Source organism: Agromyces sp. ISL-38 (assembly GCF_018613935.1).
In the GTDB taxonomy this organism is placed as follows: Bacteria; Actinomycetota; Actinomycetes; order Actinomycetales; family Microbacteriaceae; genus Agromyces.
In genome coordinates this window covers 77,587-97,724 of record NZ_JAGGPF010000011.1, presented here as the reverse complement: position 1 = coordinate 97,724, position 20,138 = coordinate 77,587, and the positions used below count along the sequence as shown (strand labels likewise).

At 69.9% G+C, this 20,138-nt stretch carries 17 protein-coding genes; 10 read left to right on the top strand and 7 right to left on the bottom strand.

Annotated features, from left to right (window positions below; translation table 11 throughout):
• The first annotated feature begins 66 nt into the window (after positions 1-66).
• From J7E25_RS13750 to J7E25_RS13740, 3 genes are all read left to right on the top strand, one after another.
• Complete coding sequence (locus J7E25_RS13750; protein ID WP_214870718.1) at positions 67-426, top strand: YciI family protein; 360 nt, start codon at positions 67-69, stop codon at positions 424-426.
• An 88-nt stretch (positions 427-514) separates the two neighbouring features.
• Positions 515-1,810 carry a sigma-70 family RNA polymerase sigma factor gene (locus tag J7E25_RS13745; protein WP_308164571.1) on the top strand — a complete coding sequence of 432 codons (1,296 nt, stop codon included), beginning with the start codon at positions 515-517 and terminating at the stop codon, positions 1,808-1,810.
• Between the two features lie 139 nt (positions 1,811-1,949).
• The gene (locus J7E25_RS13740) at positions 1,950-2,933 is read left to right on the top strand and encodes an aldo/keto reductase family protein (RefSeq protein WP_214870716.1); all 984 of its coding nucleotides are present in this window, start codon (positions 1,950-1,952) and stop codon (positions 2,931-2,933) included.
• 59 nt (positions 2,934-2,992) lie between these two features.
• Here J7E25_RS13740 and J7E25_RS13735 read toward each other — a convergent pair whose 3' ends face one another.
• The 6 genes from J7E25_RS13735 to J7E25_RS13710 form a co-directional block, all read right to left on the bottom strand.
• The gene (locus J7E25_RS13735) at positions 2,993-4,456 is read right to left on the bottom strand and encodes a rhamnulokinase family protein (protein ID WP_214870715.1); all 1,464 of its coding nucleotides are present in this window, start codon (positions 4,454-4,456) and stop codon (positions 2,993-2,995) included.
• A 109-nt stretch (positions 4,457-4,565) separates the two neighbouring features.
• Positions 4,566-6,617: a bifunctional aldolase/short-chain dehydrogenase gene (locus J7E25_RS13730; RefSeq protein ID WP_214870714.1), complete on the bottom strand. Its 2,052-nt coding sequence runs from the start codon at positions 6,615-6,617 to the stop codon at positions 4,566-4,568.
• Entirely contained in the window at positions 6,614-7,591 is a 978-nt protein-coding gene (locus J7E25_RS13725; protein WP_214870713.1) for an alpha/beta hydrolase, read from the bottom strand. The genes J7E25_RS13730 and J7E25_RS13725 overlap by 4 nt, the downstream gene beginning before the upstream one ends.
• 109 nt (positions 7,592-7,700) lie before the next feature.
• Positions 7,701-8,867 carry an L-rhamnose isomerase gene (gene rhaI, locus J7E25_RS13720; protein WP_214870712.1) on the bottom strand — a complete coding sequence of 389 codons (1,167 nt, stop codon included), beginning with the start codon at positions 8,865-8,867 and terminating at the stop codon, positions 7,701-7,703.
• Positions 8,864-9,307 (bottom strand): L-rhamnose mutarotase, encoded by a 444-nt coding sequence (locus J7E25_RS13715; RefSeq protein WP_214870711.1) that lies wholly within the window; start codon positions 9,305-9,307, stop codon positions 8,864-8,866. Before J7E25_RS13715 ends, rhaI begins: the two co-directional genes overlap by 4 nt.
• Before the next feature lie 76 nt (positions 9,308-9,383).
• A complete protein-coding gene (locus tag J7E25_RS13710; RefSeq protein WP_214870710.1) occupies positions 9,384-10,415 on the bottom strand; it encodes a LacI family DNA-binding transcriptional regulator in 1,032 nt (343 codons plus the stop codon).
• A gap of 132 nt (positions 10,416-10,547) precedes the next feature.
• Between J7E25_RS13710 and J7E25_RS13705 the strand changes: the two genes are divergently transcribed.
• The 7 genes from J7E25_RS13705 (at position 10,548) to J7E25_RS13675 (ending at position 19,293) form a co-directional block, all read left to right on the top strand.
• On the top strand, positions 10,548-12,077 hold the full coding sequence (locus J7E25_RS13705) for a sugar ABC transporter ATP-binding protein (protein ID WP_374196233.1): 1,530 nt from the start codon (positions 10,548-10,550) through the stop codon (positions 12,075-12,077).
• An 8-nt stretch (positions 12,078-12,085) separates the two neighbouring features.
• Positions 12,086-13,102: an ABC transporter permease gene (locus tag J7E25_RS13700; RefSeq protein WP_214870780.1), complete on the top strand. Its 1,017-nt coding sequence runs from the start codon at positions 12,086-12,088 to the stop codon at positions 13,100-13,102.
• Positions 13,099-14,163: an ABC transporter permease gene (locus tag J7E25_RS13695; protein WP_214870709.1), complete on the top strand. Its 1,065-nt coding sequence runs from the start codon at positions 13,099-13,101 to the stop codon at positions 14,161-14,163. Before J7E25_RS13700 ends, J7E25_RS13695 begins: the two co-directional genes overlap by 4 nt.
• A gap of 56 nt (positions 14,164-14,219) precedes the next feature.
• Positions 14,220-15,272: a rhamnose ABC transporter substrate-binding protein gene (rhaS, locus tag J7E25_RS13690; RefSeq protein WP_214870708.1), complete on the top strand. Its 1,053-nt coding sequence runs from the start codon at positions 14,220-14,222 to the stop codon at positions 15,270-15,272.
• 201 nt (positions 15,273-15,473) lie between these two features.
• Positions 15,474-16,481, top strand: a complete 1,008-nt coding sequence (locus J7E25_RS13685) for a LacI family DNA-binding transcriptional regulator (protein WP_214870707.1) — start codon at positions 15,474-15,476, stop codon at positions 16,479-16,481.
• A gap of 191 nt (positions 16,482-16,672) precedes the next feature.
• Complete coding sequence (locus tag J7E25_RS13680) at positions 16,673-17,458, top strand: SDR family NAD(P)-dependent oxidoreductase (RefSeq protein WP_214870706.1); 786 nt, start codon at positions 16,673-16,675, stop codon at positions 17,456-17,458.
• Positions 17,455-19,293, top strand: a complete 1,839-nt coding sequence (locus tag J7E25_RS13675; RefSeq protein ID WP_214870705.1) for a hypothetical protein — start codon at positions 17,455-17,457, stop codon at positions 19,291-19,293. The genes J7E25_RS13680 and J7E25_RS13675 overlap by 4 nt, the downstream gene beginning before the upstream one ends.
• Before the next feature lie 50 nt (positions 19,294-19,343).
• Here the strand turns inward: J7E25_RS13675 and J7E25_RS13670 are convergent, their stop codons facing one another.
• Positions 19,344-20,102 (bottom strand): FadR/GntR family transcriptional regulator, encoded by a 759-nt coding sequence (locus J7E25_RS13670; protein WP_214870704.1) that lies wholly within the window; start codon positions 20,100-20,102, stop codon positions 19,344-19,346.
• Positions 20,103-20,138: the final 36 nt, after the last annotated feature.

Below are 20,138 nucleotides of genomic sequence, written 5' to 3'. Positions count from 1 at the left end.
GGCGAAACTGGCGACGTTAGGGTGAGGGCACACCGACGGGGCGTGCCGGAACTCGAGGAGGTCGCGATGCGATTCATGTGCATGGTCAAGATGGACGAGGCGAACCCGCAAGGCGAGGCCCCGCCCGAGCTCTACCAGGCGATGGCCGAGTACGACCGAGAGGGCCGACTGAACGGAACGCTCATCGACAGTCAGGGATTGCTGCCGAGCGCCGCCGGCGCGATCGTCTCGCTCGCCGACGGGAAGATCAAGGCGATCGACGGGCCGTTCGCCGAAGCGAAGGAGCTGGTCGGCGGCTACGCCGTGATCGACGTGCACTCCCGCGGGGAAGCCGTCGAACTCGGTCGCCGGCTCATGCAGATCCATGTCGACCACTGGCCCGGCTGGGAGGGGCACGTCGAGATCCGCCAACTGGCGGAATTCTGACCGGTGGTCGAGTAGCGCCGGCCGGAGGCCGCCGCGTATCGAGGCCGGCAGTTGCGCCTCGCGCGGCGCGTGTGGTCTGATCGCACCCGTGAGGGATGATCCCGGGGCGGACAAGGCGACGCGTGCCGCGATCGAGGCGATCTGGCGCCTCGAGTCGACGCGGCTCATCGCGTCGCTCGTGCGCATCGTGCGCGATGTCGGCGTTGCCGAAGACGTGGCGCAGGACGCCGTGGTCGCGGCGCTCGCGCAGTGGCCCACCAGCGGCATTCCCGACAATCCGGGCGCCTGGCTGATGACCACGGCGAAGCGCCGCGCCATGGACGTCTTCCGTTCCCGCGCGAAGCACGACCGCGCCGCTGCGGCCCTCGCGCACGACCTGGCCGAGACCGTCGACGACGATCCGGCGGCGGGCATCGATCACATCGAGGACGACATGCTGCGCCTCATGTTCATCTGCGCGCATCCGTCGCTGACGAGCGAGGCGCAGACCACGCTGACCCTGCGCCTCGTGGCCGGCCTCACCGCCAGGGAGATCGCCCGCGCCTATCTGGCACCCGAGTCGACGGTCGCGCAACGCATCTCCCGTGCGAAGCGCATCCTCACGGAGGCGGGCGCCGAGCTCGAGGAGCCGAGCGGGTTGGAACGCGCCGAGCGGCTCGCCACCGTGGAAGGCGTCATCTACCTGCTCTTCAACGAGGGATACGCCGCGACGGAAGGCGCCGACTGGATGCGGCCGGCGCTCTGCGACGAAGCCCTTCGGCTCGGCCGAATGCTCGTCGCACTCGCGCCGCATGACCCCGAGGTGCACGGCCTCACCGCGCTGATGGAGCTGCAGTCCTCTCGCCTCGCCGCTCGTGTCGGTCCCGACGGCGAGGCGGTGCTGCTCGATGACCAGGACCGCAGCAGGTGGGATGCCTCGCGGATCCGCCGCGGCCTCGACGCGCTCGCCCGCGCCGACGAGCTCACCACGGCGAGCGCAGCGGAGCCGGGGCCGTATGCGCTGCAGGCGGCAATCGCCGCGGAGCATGCGCGTGCGGCATCCGCTGACGACACCGACTGGACGCGCATCGCCCGACTCTACGAGGACCTCGGACGCAGAACCGGTTCGCCGGTCGCCGAGCTGAACCGGGCCGTCGCCCTGGGCCGGGCGTACGGTCCCGAGGCGGGACTCGCGTTGCTCGTGCAGCTCGAGTCGCTGCCCGCGTTGCGCGACTACCACCTCGTCCCGAGCGTGCGCGGCGACCTCTATGAACGACTGGGCCGCACCGAGGAGGCCGCTGTCGAGTTCGAACGGGCCGCGGCGCTGACCTCGAACGAGCGCGAGCGCGCGCTGCTCGCTCGCCGGGCCGATGCGGCCCGGGGCTCAGGTCAGCGCGGTTCGTAGCGCCGCGGCGCGAACGCCTGGGCGACGAGCGCACGCAGCGATTCGAGGCCCGCGCCGGTAAAAGCGGCCCTCGGTCGCTCCGCCCCTGAACATGCAGGTACGCTGCACGACATCCGACCACCGCACGAAGGAGACCGACATGGAGTACCGCAAGCTCGGGGCATCCGGCATGTATGTCAGCGAACTCGCCTACGGCAACTGGATGACGCACGGCGAGCAGATCGACCAGGATCTCGCGACCGCGTGCGTACGGAAGGCGCTCGACCTCGGCATCACCACGTTCGACACCGCCGACGCATATGCGGGCACGCGTGCGGAGACGGCGCTCGGCGTCGCGCTGCAGGGCGTGCGCCGCGAGAGCGTCGAGGTGTTCACGAAGGTGTACTTCCCGACCGGGCCCGGCCGGAACGACCGTGGGCTCTCCCGCAAACACATCCTCGAGTCGATCGACGGCTCGCTCCGACGTCTCGGCACCGAGTACGTCGACCTCTACCAGGCGCACCGCTACGACTACGAGACGCCGATCGAGGAGACGATGCAGGCGTTCGCGGACGTCGTGCGCGCGGGCAAGGCCGTCTACATCGGCGTCTCGGAGTGGACCGTCGGCGAGATCCGCGCCGGCGCGGCACTCGCGAAGGAGCTCGGTCTCCAACTCATCTCGAACCAGCCGCAGTACTCCATGCTCTGGCGCATCATCGAGTCCGAGATCGTGCCGGCGAGCGAGGAGCTCGGCCTCGGCCAGATCTGCTGGTCCCCGCTTGCGCAGGGCGTGCTCACCGGCAAGTACCTGCCAGGCTCGGATGCCCCGACGGCATCCCGATTCGCCGGTGGCAGCGAGCATCGCTACCTGTCGGACGATGTGCTCGAGCGGGTGCAGCGGCTGAGGCCGATCGCGGAGGAGGCCGGGCTCTCGATGGCCGCGCTCGCCGTGGCGTGGGTGCTCCAGAACGCGAACGTCTCGGCGGCGATCGTGGGTGCCTCGCGCCCGGAGCAGCTCGAGGACAACGTCACGGCAGCGGGGGTGGTGTTGGATCCGGCCCTGCTGGTACGCATCGACGAGGCGATTCTCCCCGTCGCCGAAACCGACCCATCGAAGGTCGAGTCCTTCCTGCAGCGCCCGTAGCCCGTTCCCGAGCGATGCCCGGGTCCGTGATCGGCCTGCAGCTGCTCGCCCACGCCTGGTCAGCGGGCGCGCCGCGGCTCGTACCGTCGCGGTGCGAACGCGGCCGCGACGAGCGCCCGCAGCGACTCCAGGTCGCCGCCCGCGAAGCCCTGCGCCCGTGCCTGCACGAGCACGTTGCCGATCGCAGTCGCCTCGACGGGTCCGGCGAGCACCGGCAGTCCCGCGCGATCCGCGGTGCGCTGGCAGAGCAGCTCGTTGAGCGCACCGCCGCCCACCACGTGGATCGTCTCGATGTGCGTGCCCGAGAGGCGCGCGGCATCCGACACCGCATCGCCGAACGCCTGCGCGAGGCTCTCGATGATGCTGCGCGCGAACTCGGCCCGCGAGGCGGGCACCGGTTCGCCGTGCTCGCGGCACCAGTCCGCGATGCGCGACGGCAGGTCGCCGGGGGTGAGGAACCGCGTGTCGTTCGCGTCGAACACGGCGATCGGCACGGCGACGGATGCCGCAGCGGCGAGCAGCTCGGGCAGGTCGACGGCCTCGCCGTCCCGCTCCCACTGACGCACCGATTCGCTCAGCAGCCACAGGCCCATGACGTTGTGCAGGAACCGGACGCGCCCGTCGACTCCGCCCTCATTCGTGAAGTTCGCCTCGCGCGCGGCATCCGTCGTCACCGGGTGCTCGAGCTCGACGCCGACGAGCCCCCATGTGCCGCACGAGATGTAGGCGGCGGACTCGGCGCGCATCGGCACCGCCACCACCGCGGAGGCCGTGTCGTGCGATCCGACGGCGACGACATCGAGCGGATGCCGCGAGCCCAGGCCGAACTCCGCCGCGAGCGCCGGCCGCGCCTGGCCGATCACCTCGCCCGGCTCGACGAGCCGCGGGAACACGGATGCCGGGAACCGCAGCCGCTCGATGAGCTCGGCGTCCCACTCGCGCGACTCGATGCCGAGCAGGCCTGTTGTCGACGCGTTGGTGCGCTCCGCGACGCGCTCGCCCGTGAGCTGGAACCCGATGAGATCGGGCACGAGCAGGAGCGAGTCGGCGGCGCCGAGGCATCCGCTCGAATCGCGCTGTTCCGCAGCGAGTTGGTACAGCGTGTTGAACGGCAGGAACTGCAGGCCGTTCCGGCGATAGAGCTCGTCGAACGGGGCGATCGCATGCACGGCGTCGACTCCGGCCGCGGTGCGCTCGTCGCGATAGTGGAACGGCTCGCCGAGCATGCGGTCGCCGCGGAGGAGGGCGTAGTCGACGGCCCACGAGTCGACGCCGATCGACGCGGCATCCGGCACCTCGCGGAGCGCCTGGGTGAGGCCCGCGATGACGTTGCGGTAGAGGCCCGTGAGGTCCCAGTGCAGCCCCGACGCGAGTCGCACCGGGTCGTTCGAGAAGCGCGCAATCTGGCGGATCTCGAGTGCGCCTGCGCCACGCCCGTCGACGCGGCCGAGGATGACGCGACCGCTCGTCGCCCCGAGGTCGACCGCCGCGACGGTGCCGGCGCCGCCGACCACCACGCTCATCGGGTCAACCCGATCTGCGGGTTGAGGAGCGACGGAGTCGCGTCTCGAAACCCGTGCGCCGGGGTCTCGAGACGCGCTTCGCGCTCCTCGACCCGCAAGTGGCCGCCGCTCATCGCAGGAAGGCGGCGGCGACGCCCGCGTCGACCGGGATGTGCAGGCCCGTCGTGTGGGAGAGCTCCGGCCCGGTCAGCACGATCACGGCGTTCGCGACGTTCTCGGGAAGCACCTCGCGCTTCAGGATCGTGCGCTGGGCGTAGAACTTGCCGAGGTCCTCCTCCTCGATGCCGTACGTCTTCGCGCGGTTCGCACCCCAGCCGCTCGCGAAGATGCCCGAGCCGCGCACGACGCCGTCGGGGTTGATGCCGTTCACCTTGATGCCGAACTCGCCGAGCTCCACGGCGAGCAACCGCACCTGGTGCGCCTGGTCGGCCTTCGTCGCCGAGTAGGCGATGTTGTTCGGCCCCGCGAACAGCGAGTTCTTCGAGGAGATGTAGACGATGTCGCCGCCGAGACCCTGGTCGATCAGCACGCGCGCGGCCGCCTTCGAGACGAGGAACGAACCCTTCGCCATGACGTCGTGCTGCAGGTCCCAGTCCGCCTCGGTGGTCTCGAGGAGCGGCTTCGAGAGCGAGAGGCCGGCGTTGTTCACCACGAGGTCGATGCCGCCGAAGGCGAGCACCGCGTCGTCGATGGCGCGTTGCACGGCGGCGGCATCCGTCACGTTCGCCTGCAGGCCGATCGCGACATCCTGGCTGTTCGGGAACGCAGCGCCGATCTCGGATGCCGCGGCCTGCGCCTTCTCGAGGTCGAGGTCGGCGATGACGACGCACGCGCCGTCGGCCGCAAGCCGGGTGGCGATGGCCTTGCCGATGCCGGATGCCGCGCCGGTCACGAGCGCGATGCGGGTGGCGTGCGGCTTCGGCTTCGGCATGCGCTGGAGCTTCGCCTCCTCGAGCGCCCAGTACTCGATGCGGAACTTCTCGGCATCGGAGATGGGGGAGTACGTCGAGATGGCCTCGGCGCCACGCATCACGTTGATGGCGTTGAGGTAGAACTCGCCGGCGACGCGGGCGGTCTGCTTGTTCGCGCCGTAACTGAACATGCCGACGCCCGGGATGAGCACGATGAGCGGGTCGGCGCCGCGGATGGCGGGTGACTCGGGCGTGCAGTGTGCGTCATAGTACGACTGGTAGTCGGCGCGGTACGCCTCGTGCAACTCCTTCAGGCGCGCGACCGACTCCTCGATCGATGCGTCGGCCGGAAGGTCGAGCACCATCGGCTTCACCTTGGTGCGCAGGAAGTGGTCGGGGCAGCTCGTGCCGAGGGCGGAAAGTCGCGGTTGCTCGGCGCGCGCGAGGAAGTCGAGCACCTCGGGGGCATCCGTGAAGTGGCCGACCATCGGGCGGTCGTGCGAGGCGAGTCCGCGGATCGTCGCGGCGAGTGCCGCCGCCTTCGCGCGCCGCTCGGCGGGCTCGAGCGGCTCGTAACCGGCCAAGGTGGAACCGAACGGATCGGCCTTCCCGTGCTCGGCGATGTACGCCGCGGCCGTGTCGATGATCCAGAGCGAGTTGCGCTCGGACTCCTCAGAGGTGTCGCCCCACGCCGTGATGCCGTGGCCACCGAGGATGCAGCCGATCGCCTGCGGGTTCTTGGCCTTGATGTCGGCGATGTCGAGCCCGAGCTGGAAGCCGGGGCGCCGCCACGGCACCCACACGACCTTGTCGCCGAAGATCTTCTGCGTGAGCTCTTCGCCGTCGGCCGCGGTCGCGATCGCGATGCCCGAGTCGGGGTGCAGGTGATCGACATGCGCGGCGTCGACGAGGCCGTGCATGGCGGTGTCGATCGACGGCGCCGCGCCGCCCTTGCCGTGCAGCGTGTAGTCGAACGCGGCGACCATCTCGTCTTCGCGGTCGACGCCGGGGTAGACGTCGACGAGGGCGCGCAGCCGGTCGAGCCGGAGCACGGCGAGCCCGGATTCGGTGAGGGTGCCGAGGTCGCCGCCCGAGCCCTTCACCCACATGAGCTCGACGGGCTCACCAGTGACCGGGTCGGTCTCGGTGCCCTTCGCAGATGTGTTGCCGCCCGCATAGTTCGTGTTCTTCGGGTCGGCGCCGAGGCGGTTCGACCGTGCAATGAGGTCGGCTGCTGCCTGGTTCGTCATGAGGGTGATCCTTCGGTGATTCGGATGGTGGTCAGGGTGGTGAGCCAGCGCACGACGCGATCGAGCGAGTCGGATGCTGCAGCGAGATCCGGCCGGTTCAAGTGCCCGTGCTCGGTGCCGGGCTCGGTGTGCAGCTCGATCGGCACATCGGCGGCGGCGAGGGTCGCGGCGAAGACCTCGCCTGAGACGCGGAGCTCGTCGGACTCGCCGTTGATCATGAGGGTGGGCGGGAAGCCGCGCACGTCGTCAGGCGTCGCGAGTCCGGGGACGGCCGGGAGTGGTGCTGACTCGACGGGGCCGCCGAGGTAGGTCTCGTACATCGCGCGAACCGACGCCGGCTTGAAGCGGTCAGCGGCGGGGTTCGCGTCGAGCAGCGCGCGGAGGGCGGCATCCGGCGCCGGCTGCACGGCGAGGAGCGTGGGGTAGGCGAGGAACACCCCTGCGGGCATGGTCGGTGGTTGAGTAGGCAGCGAAGCAGCCGTATCGAAACCACCACCCTGCGGTGGTTGAGTAGGCAGCGAAGCAGCCGTATCGAAACCACCCGAGCGCTGGAGCGTGGCCTCGATCCGCGGCTCCGCCGCTACTCGACCACCGGACGCGAGCAGACGCAGCACGGCGCCAGCCGCGAGGTTCGCCCCCGCGCTCGCCCCGCCGATCGCGAGGCGGTCGGGGTCGAGGCCGAGCGTGCCGGCGTGCTCGAGGGTCCAGCGCCACGCGGCGAGCACGTCGTCGGACGGCACGGGGTAGCGGCATCCGTCGCCGGCCAGCCGGTAATCCACCGAGACGACGGTCACGCCACGCTCGGCGAGCGAGCGGGCGACCCAGTCGGCCTCGGGCATGTCCAGATCGCCCCCGGCGAAGCCGCCGCCGTGCGCCCAGACGAGCCCGGGCGTCGGGCGCTTCTCCGCGGCATCCGCCGGGTACACCCGCACAAGCCCATCTGCGGCACCGTAGGGCGCGCTGTCTCGCGACATCCGCTCGCCTCCATCTCTCGTTCGTATGTTCAGTTCATCGAGTGGGCGAACTTGGCGTTCATCTGTCGGGATCACTGACCAAGATCGCCCACTCGAGTGGAAAAGGGGCTCAGGCGCCCCAGCCCGCCTGCACGCCGCCGACGCGGTCGGCCGCGATGCGCTGCTGGTAGCCGGATGCAGCGTACGCCGCCATCGGGTCGGCGGGAAGTCCGCGCGACTCGCGCCACTCGGCGAGCGCCGGGCGCACGTCGGTGTAGAACGCGTCCATGAACGCGGCGTTCGCGGCGAGCACGTCGCCCGAGAGCTGGGCGGTGCGCAGCGCGTCGTGGTCGAGGAGCAGCGCGCGAGCGGTCATCTCCTGCACGTTCAGCACGGAGCGGATCTGGCCGGGGATCTTGTCCTCGATGTTGTGGCACTGGTCGAGCATGAACGCGACGTCGGGGCTGTTGAAGCCACCGCCGCGCACGACCTCGACGAGGATGCGGAACAACTGGAACGGATCGGCGGCGCCCACGATGAGGTCGTCGTCGGCGTAGAAGCGCGAGTTGAAGTCGAACGAGCCGAGCTTGCCGAGGCGCAGCAGCTGCATGACGATGAACTCGATGTTCGTGCCGGGCGCGTGGTGGCCCGTGTCGAGGCACACCATGGCCTTGTCGCCGAGGGCGGCGACCTGCGCGTAGGAGGTTCCCCAGTCGGGAACATCGGTGTGGTAGAACGCCGGCTCGAAGAACTTGTACTCGAGCACGAGGCGCTGCTCGTCGCCGAGGCGCGCGTAGATCTCCTGCAGCGACTCCTGCAGGCGGTCCTGACGGCCGCGCATGTCGGCCTGGCCCGGGTAGTTGGAGCCCTCGGCGAGCCAGATCTTCAGGTCGCGCGAGCCCGTCGCGTGCATGATGTCGATGCACTCGAGGTGGTGGTCGATCGCCTTGCGGCGAACGCCGGCGTCTTCGTGGGTGAGCGCGCCGAACTTGTAGTCGTCGTCTTGGAAGGTGTTCGAGTTGATGGTGCCGAGGCCGACGCCGAGGTCTTCGGCGTGCTTGCGCAGGTCGTCGTAGGAATCGACCTTGTCCCACGGGATGTGCAGGGCCACGGTCGGCGCGAGCGCCGTGTACTGGTGCACCTGCGCGGCATCCGCGATCTTCTCGAAGGGATCGCGCGGGGTGCCCGGCGTGCCGAACACCTTGAATCGGGTGCCCGAATTGCCGAACGCCCACGACGGGAGTTCGATGGCCTGCTGCTCGAGCTGGGCGAACTGGTCGGTGGAGAGGGTGCTCACGAGTCGCTGCTTTCTGTGTCGGTGCCGGCCGTTGCCGGTTCGGAGTCGTCGGGGTCGGGAATGGAGTCGGAGTCGGATGCCGCGGCGGCGTCGAGTGCGGCGAGCTGGTCTTCGAGGTGGAACACCTCGGCGAGGCGAGGCGCGCCCTGGTCGGGGCGTCCCTCGAGTGCGACGAAGAAGTCGGCCATCTCGGCCTCCCACGCCACGGTGCGCTGGTCGCCCGCGAGTGCCGCCTGCGCTGCCGCGTCGTCGTCGACCTCGTAGTAGCCGATGAGCAGCCCGTCGTCGCGGAGGAAGAGTGAGTAGTTGCGTCGACCGGATGCCTCGATCGCCCGCAGCATGTCGGGCCAGACGGCCGTGTGCCGCTCGCGGTACTCGGCCAATCGGTCGGCCTTCACCTGCAGTTGGAAGCAGACCCGTTCGGTCGTGCCTGTGCTCATCGTCGAGCTCTCCGTTTCCTTGTGAATCGTTTCAAGATACGACACGGTTTCGAACTTCGCAACCGGAGCGCGTGCCCTAGGTCTTGCCCGTCGTGCCCCTCGCCGCCGTCGAGCGCCGCACGACAAGTTGGGGGAGGAACACCGTCTGGCGCGGAATGAGCGTCGGATCCGAGGTCTCCTCGAGCAGGATCCGCAATGCCGTGCGGCCGATCATGCCGCTCGGCTGGCGCATCGACGACAGGGGCACGGCTGCAGCGGAGGCGAACGCGATGTCGTCGAACCCGATGAGTGCGATGTCTTCGGGCACGAGCATCCGTCCGTCGACGATGAGGGCCTGCAGCAGTCCGAGCGCCAGGAGGTCGTTGGCCGCGAAGATCGCGTCGGGCCACTCGCGGCGCGGGCGCGAGATGATGCGCGCGCCGGCCGCTGCCCCCTCGGCGACGGTCAGCGCCGCCGTGGCGACCACGTCGATGTCGACGGGTTCGGTGCTGTTCTCCACCGCAACTCGTGCGCCGGCGAGGCGATCGGTGACCTGGCGGATCTCGAAGGGTCCGCCGACGAACGCGATCCGCCGCCGGCCCGTCTCGATCAGGTGCTCGGCCGCCATCCTTCCGCCGACGACGCTGTCGACCGACACGGAGCTGAAGCGGCCGTCGCCGCTGAAGCGGTCGACGAGCACAGCGGGGATGCCGCGGGTGCGCAGTCGCTCGAGCCGCGGGTTGATGTCGCTGTACGGGGAGATCAGCACGCCGCGCACCTGCTGCTCCTCGAAGAGGTCGAGGTAGAGGCGCTCGCGGGCGACATCCTCGTCGGTGTTCCCGTACAGCACGGCGATGCCGTGACTCGACGCCTCGTCTTCCGCTCCGCGCACGACGTCGCCGAAGAACGGGTTCTGTCCGTCGAGCACGACGAAGCCGACCGTGCTGCTCGTGCCGGCCCGGAGCTTGCGGGCGGCATCGTTGCGGACGTAGCCGAGATCTTCGATCGCACGGTGCACGCGCTGCATCGATTCCGCCGACACCTCGCCGGGGCGGTTCAGCACATTGGAGACGGTGCCGACCGAGACGCCTGCGTGCTGGGCGACATCGCGAATGCTCGCCGCTGCCATCCGTGCTCCTTCATCGTCGAGTGCTCGGGATCATTTGCGGAGGCCGACTTGACCGCCGCGCGTGGCCTACATAGAGTATGCCTGAATCGAACCTGAATCGATTCACTTCAGATTCGCCTCAAGGAGGAGGACGTGCCCGTGCAAGAGGACGCATCGCCGTCGGCGCCACCTGCGCTCGAGCTGTCGAGGGTCGTGAAGTCGTTCGGCGCCGTCGTCGCATTGCGGTCGGGCACGGTCACCCTCGAGGAGGGTTCGATCCACGCGCTGATCGGTGAGAACGGTGCCGGAAAGTCCACGCTCGTGAAGATCATCGCCGGGCTCTACCGCCGCGATGCGGGAACGTTCCGGTTGCGCGGCGAAGAGGTGGACTTCCACACCACCGCGCAGTCGAAGGCCGCCGGCATCGCCGTGATCTACCAGGAGCCGACGCTCTTCCCCGACCTCTCCGTCACGGAGAACATCTTCATGGGCCGCCAGCCCACGAACCGCTTCGGCCGCATCGAACGCAAGGCGATGCGCGCCGAGGCCCAGGCGATCTTCGCCCGGCTCGGCGTCTCGATCGACCCCGATCGCGTGACCGAGGGGCTCTCGATCGCCGACCAGCAGATCATCGAGATCGCCAAGGCGATCTCGCTCGACGCGCGCGTGCTCATCATGGACGAGCCGACCGCTGCGCTGAGCGGCGTCGAGGTCGAACGGCTCTTCGCGGTCGCCCGCAGCCTGCGCGACGAGGGTCGCGCGCTCATGTTCATCTCGCACCGCTTCGACGAGGTCTTCGCGCTCTGCGACAAGGTCACCGTGATGCGCGACGGCAGCTACATCGCGACCACGCCCATGAGCGAGACGAGCGTCGCCGAGCTCGTGCGCCAGATGGTCGGACGGGATGTCGCAGAGCTCTTCCCGAAGCTCCCGGCTGAGGTCGGCGGCGACCTCCTGGTCGTCGAGGGCCTGACGCGCACCGGCGTGTTCCACGACATCAGCTTCACCGTGCGCGCCGGCGAGATCGTGGGCCTCGCGGGTCTCGTGGGCGCAGGCCGCTCCGAGGTCGTGCGGGCGATCTTCGGCGTCGACCCCTATGAGAGCGGTTCCGTGCACGTCGACGGCCGGCTGCTGCCCAAGGGGAACCCGCGGGTCGCGATGGCCCGTGGTCTGGCACTCGTTCCCGAGGATCGCCGCAAGCAGGGCCTCGTGCTCGATGAGAGCGTGTCGCGCAACATCACGCTCGCCATCCGCTCGTCGCTCGCCAAGGCCGGCCTCCTGTGGGGCGGCCCCGAGAATGAGGCCGCCGCGGTGTGGTCGAGCCGGCTCGAAGTGAAAACGGCCTCGCTCGATGCCGAGACGGGCACCCTGAGTGGCGGAAACCAGCAGAAGGTCGTGCTCGGAAAGTGGCTCGCGACGAACCCGAAGGTGCTCATCGTCGACGAGCCGACCCGCGGCATCGACGTGGGCACGAAAGCCGAGGTGCACCGGCTCCTCTCCGAGCTGGCCCAGCAGGGGCTCGCGATCCTCATGATCTCGTCCGAGCTGCCTGAAGTGCTCGGCATGGCCGATCGCGTGCTCGTCATGCGCGAGGGCTACCTCACGGGTGAGTTCCCCCGGTCCGAAGCGACGCCCGAAGCGGTCATGTTCGCAGCAACCGCAGAGAAGGAGGGCGCGCTGTGACCGCGACCATGCCGCGCACCGGCAATACCGTGACCCGGGCAGCGGGGCGCACGTTCAAGGCGCGTGAGACCGGAATCCTGCTGGCGCTGATCGCGATCATCGCGGTGGCGACGATCCGGAACCCGGCGTTCATCTTCTCCAGCGACGGCTTCCGCGACCTGCTCCTGACGCCGTCGCTGCTGCTGCTCGTCGCGGTCGGACAGGCGATCGTGATCATCACGCGCAACGTCGACCTCTCGGTCGGCTCCGTCCTCGGACTCACCGCGTATCTCACCGGGCGACTGTTCATCGACCTCCCGGGAATCCCGCCGATCCTCGTGTTCATCTTGGGTGTCTGCTTCGGTGCCTTCCTCGGCCTCATCAACGGCGCGCTCGTCGCCTTCGCCAAGGTGCCCGCACTCGTGATCACCCTCGGCACGTTGTACATCTACCGGGGCATCAACGTGGCATGGGCGGGCGGCGACCGCATCAACGCCTCCGACCTTCCGGCCGCCTTCCGCGGAATCGGCACCGGCCAGTTGCTCGGCATCCCGTTCCTCACGATCATCGCCGCGGTCGTGCTCATCGTCGCGGCCTGGTATCTCCGCAACCTCAGGAGCGGTCGCGAGCTCTACGCGATCGGATCCGACCCTGCTGCGGCCCACCTCTACGGCTTGCGCGTCACCCGCAATGTGCTCGGCGCGTTCCTCGTGAGCGGTGCCCTCTCGGGTCTCGCCGGCGTGCTGTACGCCGCGCGCTACGGCACCGTCAGCTCGGGCGCCGGAACCGGGCTCGAGCTCCAGGCGATCGGCGCGGCCGTCATCGGCGGCGTGGCGATCTCGGGCGGCGTCGGCACGGTCTGGGGTGCGGCCATCGGCGCCTATCTCCTGCTGACCATCAACCGGGCCCTGCCCATCGTCGGAATCGAGGACTTCTGGCAGCGCGCCGTCGTGGGCGCCCTCATCATCGGCGCGATCGTGCTCGACCGCGTGCTCTCCCTCCGACAATCTCGAAAGCTCCTCGAAGCCAGGGAGGTTGAGCGATGACGACCACCGCTCCCGCGACCCAGACCGTGCGCACGTACAAGGCCCATGCGCACGCCGCTTGGCGACGCGTACTCGTCACGCGTGAGGCAGCCGTCATCGCACTGCTCGCCATCGTCATCGCGACGGCGCTCGCAGTCGTGCCGAACTTCGACAGCCCGCTCACGGTGACCTACCTGCTGCGGGACCTCGCGCCGATCCTCCTGATCGCCCTGCCGATGACCCTCATCATCATCACCGAGGAGATCGACCTCTCGGTGGCGAGCATCGTCGGACTCACGAGCGTCATGACCGGCATCCTCACGCAGGCCGGCTGGCCGTTCGCCATCGCGGCGATCACGGCGATCCTGGTCGGCACCGTCGCGGGCTTCATCAACGGGTTCCTCGTGACCGTGGTCGGACTGCCGTCGCTCGCGGTGACGATCGGCACCCTCGCGCTCTTCCGCGGCATCGCGGTGGGCCTGCTCGGAACCACCGCGATCACGGAGTTCCCCGAGTTCTGGACCGACCTCGCGAAAGACAACATCCCCGGCACTCCGATCCCCGGAATCATGGTGCCGTTCGCCGTGCTGGCGATCGCCTTCGCCCTGGTCCTGCACTTCACCCCGTTCGGGCGGTCCCTCTATGCGATCGGCCTCAACAAGGAGGCCGCCGCGTTCTCGGGAATCGACGTCGGCCGCACGAAGTTCCTGCTGTTCATGGTGAGCGGCACGATCTCGGGCTTCGCCGGCGTCTACTTCACCCTGCTCTACAGCAACGCACGGGGCGACAACGCGACGGGCATGGAGCTCTCGGTCATCGCGGCCGTGCTGCTCGGCGGCGTCTCGATCTTCGGCGGGCGCGGTGCACTCCACGGCGTGATCGCGGGTGTGCTGCTCATCGGAACGCTCGGAAGCGCCCTGCGCCTCGCCGGGGTCACCTCCGACATCATCAACGTCATCACCGGCGTGCTCCTCGTGCTCTCGGTGGTGTCCGCAAGCTTCCTCGCCTGGCTCCGCTCGCGGCGGATCTCGGCGATCGGGAGGAAGAAGGGTCGCAGTTCGACCGCACCAGAGCCGATCTGACCTCAGCACCTGCTCATCACACAGGCCGGTATCCGGCACCATGAAAGGAAACAACGATGTTCAATCATGACCGAACTCGCCGCCACGTCGGCGCGACGTTCACAGCACTGGCACTCGGCGCCGCGCTCGTCCTGACGGGGTGCGCGGCCGGGGGCAACGGCGGCGGCGACGACGCCGGCGACGGTGGCGGCGACGCCAACCTCGCGATCACCTTCCTCCCGAAGAACCTCGGCAACCCGTACTTCGACACGTCGAACGCGGGCGGCGAAGAGGCCATCGAGGAGTTCGGCGGCACCTTCGCCGAGGTCGGCCCCTCCGAGGCCAGCCCGACGTCGCAGGTCACGTTCATCCAGACGGCAGCACAGCAGGGCGTCGGCGGACTCGTCGTCTCGGCGAACGACCCCGAGGCCATCTGCGACGCGCTCAACGAGGCGCGCGATGCCGGAGTGAAGGTCGTCACGTTCGACTCCGACACGAACGCCGACTGCCGCGACCTGTTCATCAACCAGGCGACCGCAGAGGGCATCGCCAAGTCGCAGATCGACCTCATCTCCGAGCAGATCGGTGACGCCGGCCAGATCGCGATCCTCTCGGCATCCGCCAACGCGACGAACCAGAACGCGTGGATCAAGCTCATGGAGGAGGAGCTCGCGGCCAACCACCCGAACATCGAGCTCGTCGAGACCGTCTATGGCGACGACGACGACCAGACCTCGTTCGACAAGACGGCGGCGCTGCTGCAGACCTACCCGGAGCTGAAGGGCATCATCTCGCCCACGACCGTGGGCATCGCGGCCGCGGCGCGCTACCTCTCCACGTCGGAGTACAAGGGCAAGGTCGCACTGACCGGTCTCGGCACGCCGAACCAGATGCGCGAGTACGTCGAGGACGGCACCGTCACGGCGTTCGCCCTCTGGAACCCGGCAGACCTCGGCTACCTCGCTGCGTACGCCACCAAGGCGCTCATCGAGGGCGAGATCACGGGTGAGGAAGGCGACTCGTTCGAGGCCGGCAAGCTCGGGGAGTACGAGGTCGGCGCTGACGGGGTCGTGCTGCTCGGCGATCCGTTCGTCTTCAACGCCGACAACATCGGGGACTTCGACTTCTAGTCATCCCCAGCGGTGGCCCGGTCGGCGGAACGATCGCCGGCCGGGCCATCGGCACGTCGCGGCATCCGCGCCGTCTCGGTGCCCTGAGAAGTCGCGCACGGCACAGCGGGGCAGTACTCTCGACGGCAGCAACTGAATCGTTTCGGCGAGGGCCGAACGTGATCGGCATCGGTGGGAAACGGCCCGGCGGAGGAGGCGGAGATGGTCGTCAGTGTGCGGGATGTCGCTGCTGCGGCATCCGTCTCCGTGGGCACGGTCTCGAATGTGCTGAACCGGCCCGAGAAGGTCTCGCCCGCGACCGTCGAGCGGGTGCGTGCCGCGATCGCCGAGCTCGGCTTCGTGCGCAACGATGCCGCTCGCCAGTTGCGAGCGGGGCGCAGCAGCTCGATCGGCCTCATCGTGCTCGACGTGCGCAACCCGTTCTTCACGGATGTCGCCCGCGGCGCGGAGGATCGTGCGGCTGAAGACGGCATGACGCTGCTGCTCGGCAACAGCGACGAGAACCCCGACCGCGAGGGCGCCTACCTCGACCTGTTCGAGCAGCAGCGTGTGCACGGCGTGCTCATCTCGCCGCTCACCGACGACCTGCCGCGACTCGAGCGGTTGCGGAAGCGCGGCACCCCGGTGGTGCTGGTCGACCGCGAGTCTGCCGACCGGAGCTACTCGTCGGTCGCGGTTGACGACGTCGTGGGCGGCGAACTCGCCGTGCGGCACCTCGCCGAAACCGGACGGCGCCGCGTGGCGTTCGTGGGCGGCCCCTCGAGCATCGGTCAGGTGGCCGACCGCCTCGAGGGCGCGCGTCGTGCCGTCGCGGCGACCCCCGGGATGGCGCTCGAGGTCATCGAGACCGATTCGCTCACCGTGCTGCAGGGCCGCGCGGCGGGCGAGGTGATCCGCGAGCGGCCGGTCTCCGAGCGCCCCGACGCGATCTTCGCCGCGAACGACCTGCTCGCCATGGGCGTGCTCCAGGCGCTCAAGATGCTCGGCACCGTCGACGTGCCGGGCGATATCGCCCTCATCGGCTACGACGACATCGACTTCGCCTCGGCGGCGGTCGTGCCGCTCTCCTCCATCCGGCAACCCGCCTCGCTCATCGGCTACACCGCGGTCGACCTCCTGCTCAGGGAGGCTGCTGCCGGCAGCGAGTTCACTCCCGAGCAGGTGGTGTTCCAGCCCGAGCTCGTGGTTCGCGAGTCGACGCGCGCCTGACGCCGGCGGGTCGGGCGGCGCTCGCGCGTTCGTCATGCGGCGTTCGGCGTTCGCGCCGCTCGCGCGTTCGTCATGCGGCATTCGTCGTTCGCGGCGCTCGCGCGCGGTGGTCGCGAGTGCCGCCGAGACGGTAACGTGACGGATGAACCGGTGAACCGGTTATCGACGACGATTGCTGCGAAAGGCCCGATATGAACGACCGGCTCACCGGAAAGACCGCACTCGTCACGGGCGCAGCCTCGGGAATCGGGCGGCAGGTCGCGTTGCGATTCCTGGGCGAGGGCGCGCGCGTCGTGTTCGCCGACCGCGATGAGGCGGCGCTGGCCACGGTCGTGGCCGGGCTCGGCGACTCGGGCGACGGAGCCGGCGCAGCCCGGGCCGTCGTCATGGACATCTCCGACGAGGCATCCGTCGAGGCGGCGATGGCATTGCTCGCCGCCGACGGCTGGAGCCCGAACGTCGTCGTCGCGAACGCCGGCGTGCAGTTGTTCGGCCACGATGCGCGCGCGGGCGACCTCGACCTCGAGGTCTGGCGCCGCACGATCGACATCAACCTCACGGGAACGTTCCTCACCGTGAAGCACGCGGTGCGGGCGATGCTCGCGAGCGACGGCGGAGGCGGCGGCTCGATCATCCTCACCGGCAGCCCCACGGGCGTGCGCGGCGAGGGAGACGTCTTCACCGCCTACAGCGCCTCGAAGGCCGGCATCCACGGGCTCGGGCGCACGGTCGCCGCGGCGTACGCGCGCGACGGCATCCGGGTGAACACCGTCATTCCCGCGTACACCGAGACGCCGCTCGTCTCCACGCTCACCGGTGATGACGAAGCGCGTGCGTCGATCGTCAGCCGCATCCCGATGGGGCGCGCGGGGTCGGCCGCCGATGTCGAGGGCATCATGGTCTTCCTCGCGAGCGACGAGAGCGCGTTCGCCACGGGCGCCGCGTTCGCCGTCGACGGTGGGATGTCGAGCCTGTGACCGTTGAGAGCTGGTCCACCCGCGAGGCAGCCTGGGGTGACCACGAGCCCGAGCCAGTCTCGTTCGCCGTCGGGCCGTGGCGGTTCGAACTCCGCGGCGACGAGCTCGCCGACCTGACCTTCGACGGCTCACCCGTCGTGCGCAGCGTGCGCGCGGTCGCGCGTGACCGGGACTGGGCCACCGTGCCGGCGATCGTCGAGTCGGTCGTCGAACGTGCCGATGGCGTCGATCTCCAGCTCGCGTTGCGCGGCCTGGGCGCCGACATCGGTGCCGCGATCGAGGTGCGCGCCGACGACACCCGCTTCGCGGTACGGCTCGTGGCGACGTCTCGCGTCGAGTTCCTGAGCAACCGGTTCGGCCTCATCGTGCTGCATCCGCCCGTCGTGGCCGGCGCGGAGCTGACGATCGGCACGTCGAGCGGCGGCATCCGGAACACCGCCTTTCCCGTGGAGGTCTCGCCGCACCAGCCGGCCATGGACATCAGCTCGCTCGCGTGGGCCTACGACGGCGTCGCCACGACGGCGACCTTCGCGGGTGACGTGTTCGAGATGGAGGACCAGCGCAACTGGACCGACGCCTCGTACAAGACGTACAGCACGCCCCTCGCGCGCCCGTTCCCCGTCGTCATCGCGGCGGGCGCCGTGATCGAGCAGTCGGTCGAGTTCGAGTGCGCGCGGGTGGAGCCGCGTCGGGCGACGGATGCCGCGACCGGCGCCGATCAGGTCGTCGAGTTCGCCCAGACCGACCACCTCGTTCCCGCCGTGACCCTCGGCGCCTCGACCGTGCCCGACGCGGCGTTCTCGGCCGGCGGCCTGCCCGCAGGAGTCGCAGGGCTGCTCGTCGAGCTCGACACCCGGTCGCCGTCGTGGCGCGCTGCCCTCGCTCGCGCTGCGGTGGAGGCGGGCGGGCTGCCGCTCGACGTGCGCATCCCGGCCGACGATCCGGCCGCGGTGCACGCCGCGGTGGCCGCCGCCGCGGCATCCGGTTCCGTTGCCCGAATCGGCGTCTTCGGCGGCCGCGGGCACGTCACCGAGCCCGAGCTGTGGGAGGCGCTCACGGATGCCGCGCGCAGCAGCCTGCCGGAAGCCGAGCTCATCGGTGGCGCGCGGTCGCACTTCACGGAGCTCAATCGGCAGCACCACGAGCTGCCGGCAGATCTCGAGGGCATCACGTTCGCGATGACGCCGCAGATGCACGCGACCGAGCGTGCCCAGCTCGTCGAGTCGGTCGCGATGCAGGCGATCGTCGTGCGGGATGCGGTGCGGATCGCCGACGGTCGACCGGTGCATGTGGGCCCGATCACGTTGCGATCGCGCTTCAACGCGGTGGCGACGAGCGGAGGCGGAGCACGGCCGGCGACGGCGGCGGCGCTCGCCGAGGGGTATGGGGCCGCGCTCGTCGAGGGCGCGACCGACCCCCGCCAGGCATCCGTCGCGCTGGAGGCCTGGACGGTCGCGAGCTTCGCCGCGATCTGCGCGGGCGCTGTCGCCGGCGGCAACGGCGGCGACACCGGCACCGGCACCGGCTCGGTCGCGAGCGTCGACTACTTCGAGACGGTCGGGCCCCGAGGCATCCGCGACGCAGCCGGCCCGTTCCCCGTGGCGCGCGCGATCGAGGAGATCGCCTCCATCGCCGGTGCCCGATTGCTCACGCCGCGCAGCGACTCGCCCAACGGCATCTGGATCGTCGGCGGAGCGAGGCCCGACGGCTCATGGCGCGTTCTCGTGGCGAGCCTCGCCGACCGGCCCGTTGCGCTCAACGTGCGCCATGGTGGCGGCGAACGTCACCACATCGTGGCACCCTACGAGGTCGCGGTGCTCGACTCGCGCGACTGATGCCGGCGCTCTGACGGGGCCGGCCGATCGCACGCATCGCGCGGATCGACTCAGGCGGTTCCCGCGGCGTCGCTCTCCTGCGCCGCCGCGAGTCGCGCCGATGCCGTGGCCATGTGCGCCGCCATCGCCGAGGCGGCGGCGTCGCCGTCGCGTGCGGAGAGGGCGCGATAGACCGCTTCGTGCTCCTCGAGCGCGGTGCGGGCCTTGGCTTCGTCTTGCACGGCGCGATCGACCCAGACGCGCAGGAGCGAGCGCACGATCTGCAGCAGGTCGAGGAGCACCGAGTTGTCGGCGCTCGTCGCGAGCTCGCGGTGGAAGGCCAGATCGGCCTTCACGAAGGACTTCAGGTCGTCGTCGACCGAGGCGCGCATGCGGTCGAGGTGTCGTGCGAGCGCCGCGAGCTGTTCGTCGGTGAGCCGGTCGGCGGCGAGGCGGGCGACGTAGATCTCGAGGCCCGAGCGCAGCTCGAGCAGCTCGGTCGTGCTGCGCTGGCCGATGAGCACGCCCCAGCTGAGGCTCTGGGGGAGGAGCTCGCTCACGGTGCCGCGGAGGTAGGTGCCCGAGCCGGGGCGCACGTCGACGATGCCGAGGATCTCGAGCGCCGCGAGCGCCTCTCGCACGGCGGAGCGACCCACCTCGAGGCGCGCTGCGAGCTGGCGCTCGGGCGGCAACCGGGTGCCCGGCGGGATCGAGCCGCTCGTGAAGAGATCGAGGAGCTGCGTCGCGACCACCGAGACAGCCGAGCCCGATGGGAGCGCGCCGAGGGCGGCGGCGATCTCGGCCGAGCTGTCGTCGCGGAATACGGGCATACGCATAAACCTACCAACCGGAGCATCCGGTCGAAT

Coding starts and splice junctions, on each gene's coding strand:
- J7E25_RS13725 (WP_214870713.1), bottom strand. CDS start 7,591: ATGTCGCGAGACAGCGCGCCCTACGGTGCCGCAGATGGGCTTGTGCGG.
- J7E25_RS13670 (WP_214870704.1), bottom strand. CDS start 20,102: ATGCCCGTATTCCGCGACGACAGCTCGGCCGAGATCGCCGCCGCCCTC.
- rhaS (WP_214870708.1), top strand. CDS start 14,220: ATGTTCAATCATGACCGAACTCGCCGCCACGTCGGCGCGACGTTCACA.
- J7E25_RS13685 (WP_214870707.1), top strand. CDS start 15,474: ATGGTCGTCAGTGTGCGGGATGTCGCTGCTGCGGCATCCGTCTCCGTG.
- J7E25_RS13750 (WP_214870718.1), top strand. CDS start 67: ATGCGATTCATGTGCATGGTCAAGATGGACGAGGCGAACCCGCAAGGC.
- J7E25_RS13740 (WP_214870716.1), top strand. CDS start 1,950: ATGGAGTACCGCAAGCTCGGGGCATCCGGCATGTATGTCAGCGAACTC.
- J7E25_RS13730 (WP_214870714.1), bottom strand. CDS start 6,617: ATGACGAACCAGGCAGCAGCCGACCTCATTGCACGGTCGAACCGCCTC.
- J7E25_RS13700 (WP_214870780.1), top strand. CDS start 12,086: ATGCCGCGCACCGGCAATACCGTGACCCGGGCAGCGGGGCGCACGTTC.
- J7E25_RS13715 (WP_214870711.1), bottom strand. CDS start 9,307: ATGAGCACAGGCACGACCGAACGGGTCTGCTTCCAACTGCAGGTGAAG.
- J7E25_RS13735 (WP_214870715.1), bottom strand. CDS start 4,456: ATGAGCGTGGTGGTCGGCGGCGCCGGCACCGTCGCGGCGGTCGACCTC.
- J7E25_RS13680 (WP_214870706.1), top strand. CDS start 16,673: ATGAACGACCGGCTCACCGGAAAGACCGCACTCGTCACGGGCGCAGCC.
- J7E25_RS13710 (WP_214870710.1), bottom strand. CDS start 10,415: ATGGCAGCGGCGAGCATTCGCGATGTCGCCCAGCACGCAGGCGTCTCG.
- J7E25_RS13695 (WP_214870709.1), top strand. CDS start 13,099: ATGACGACCACCGCTCCCGCGACCCAGACCGTGCGCACGTACAAGGCC.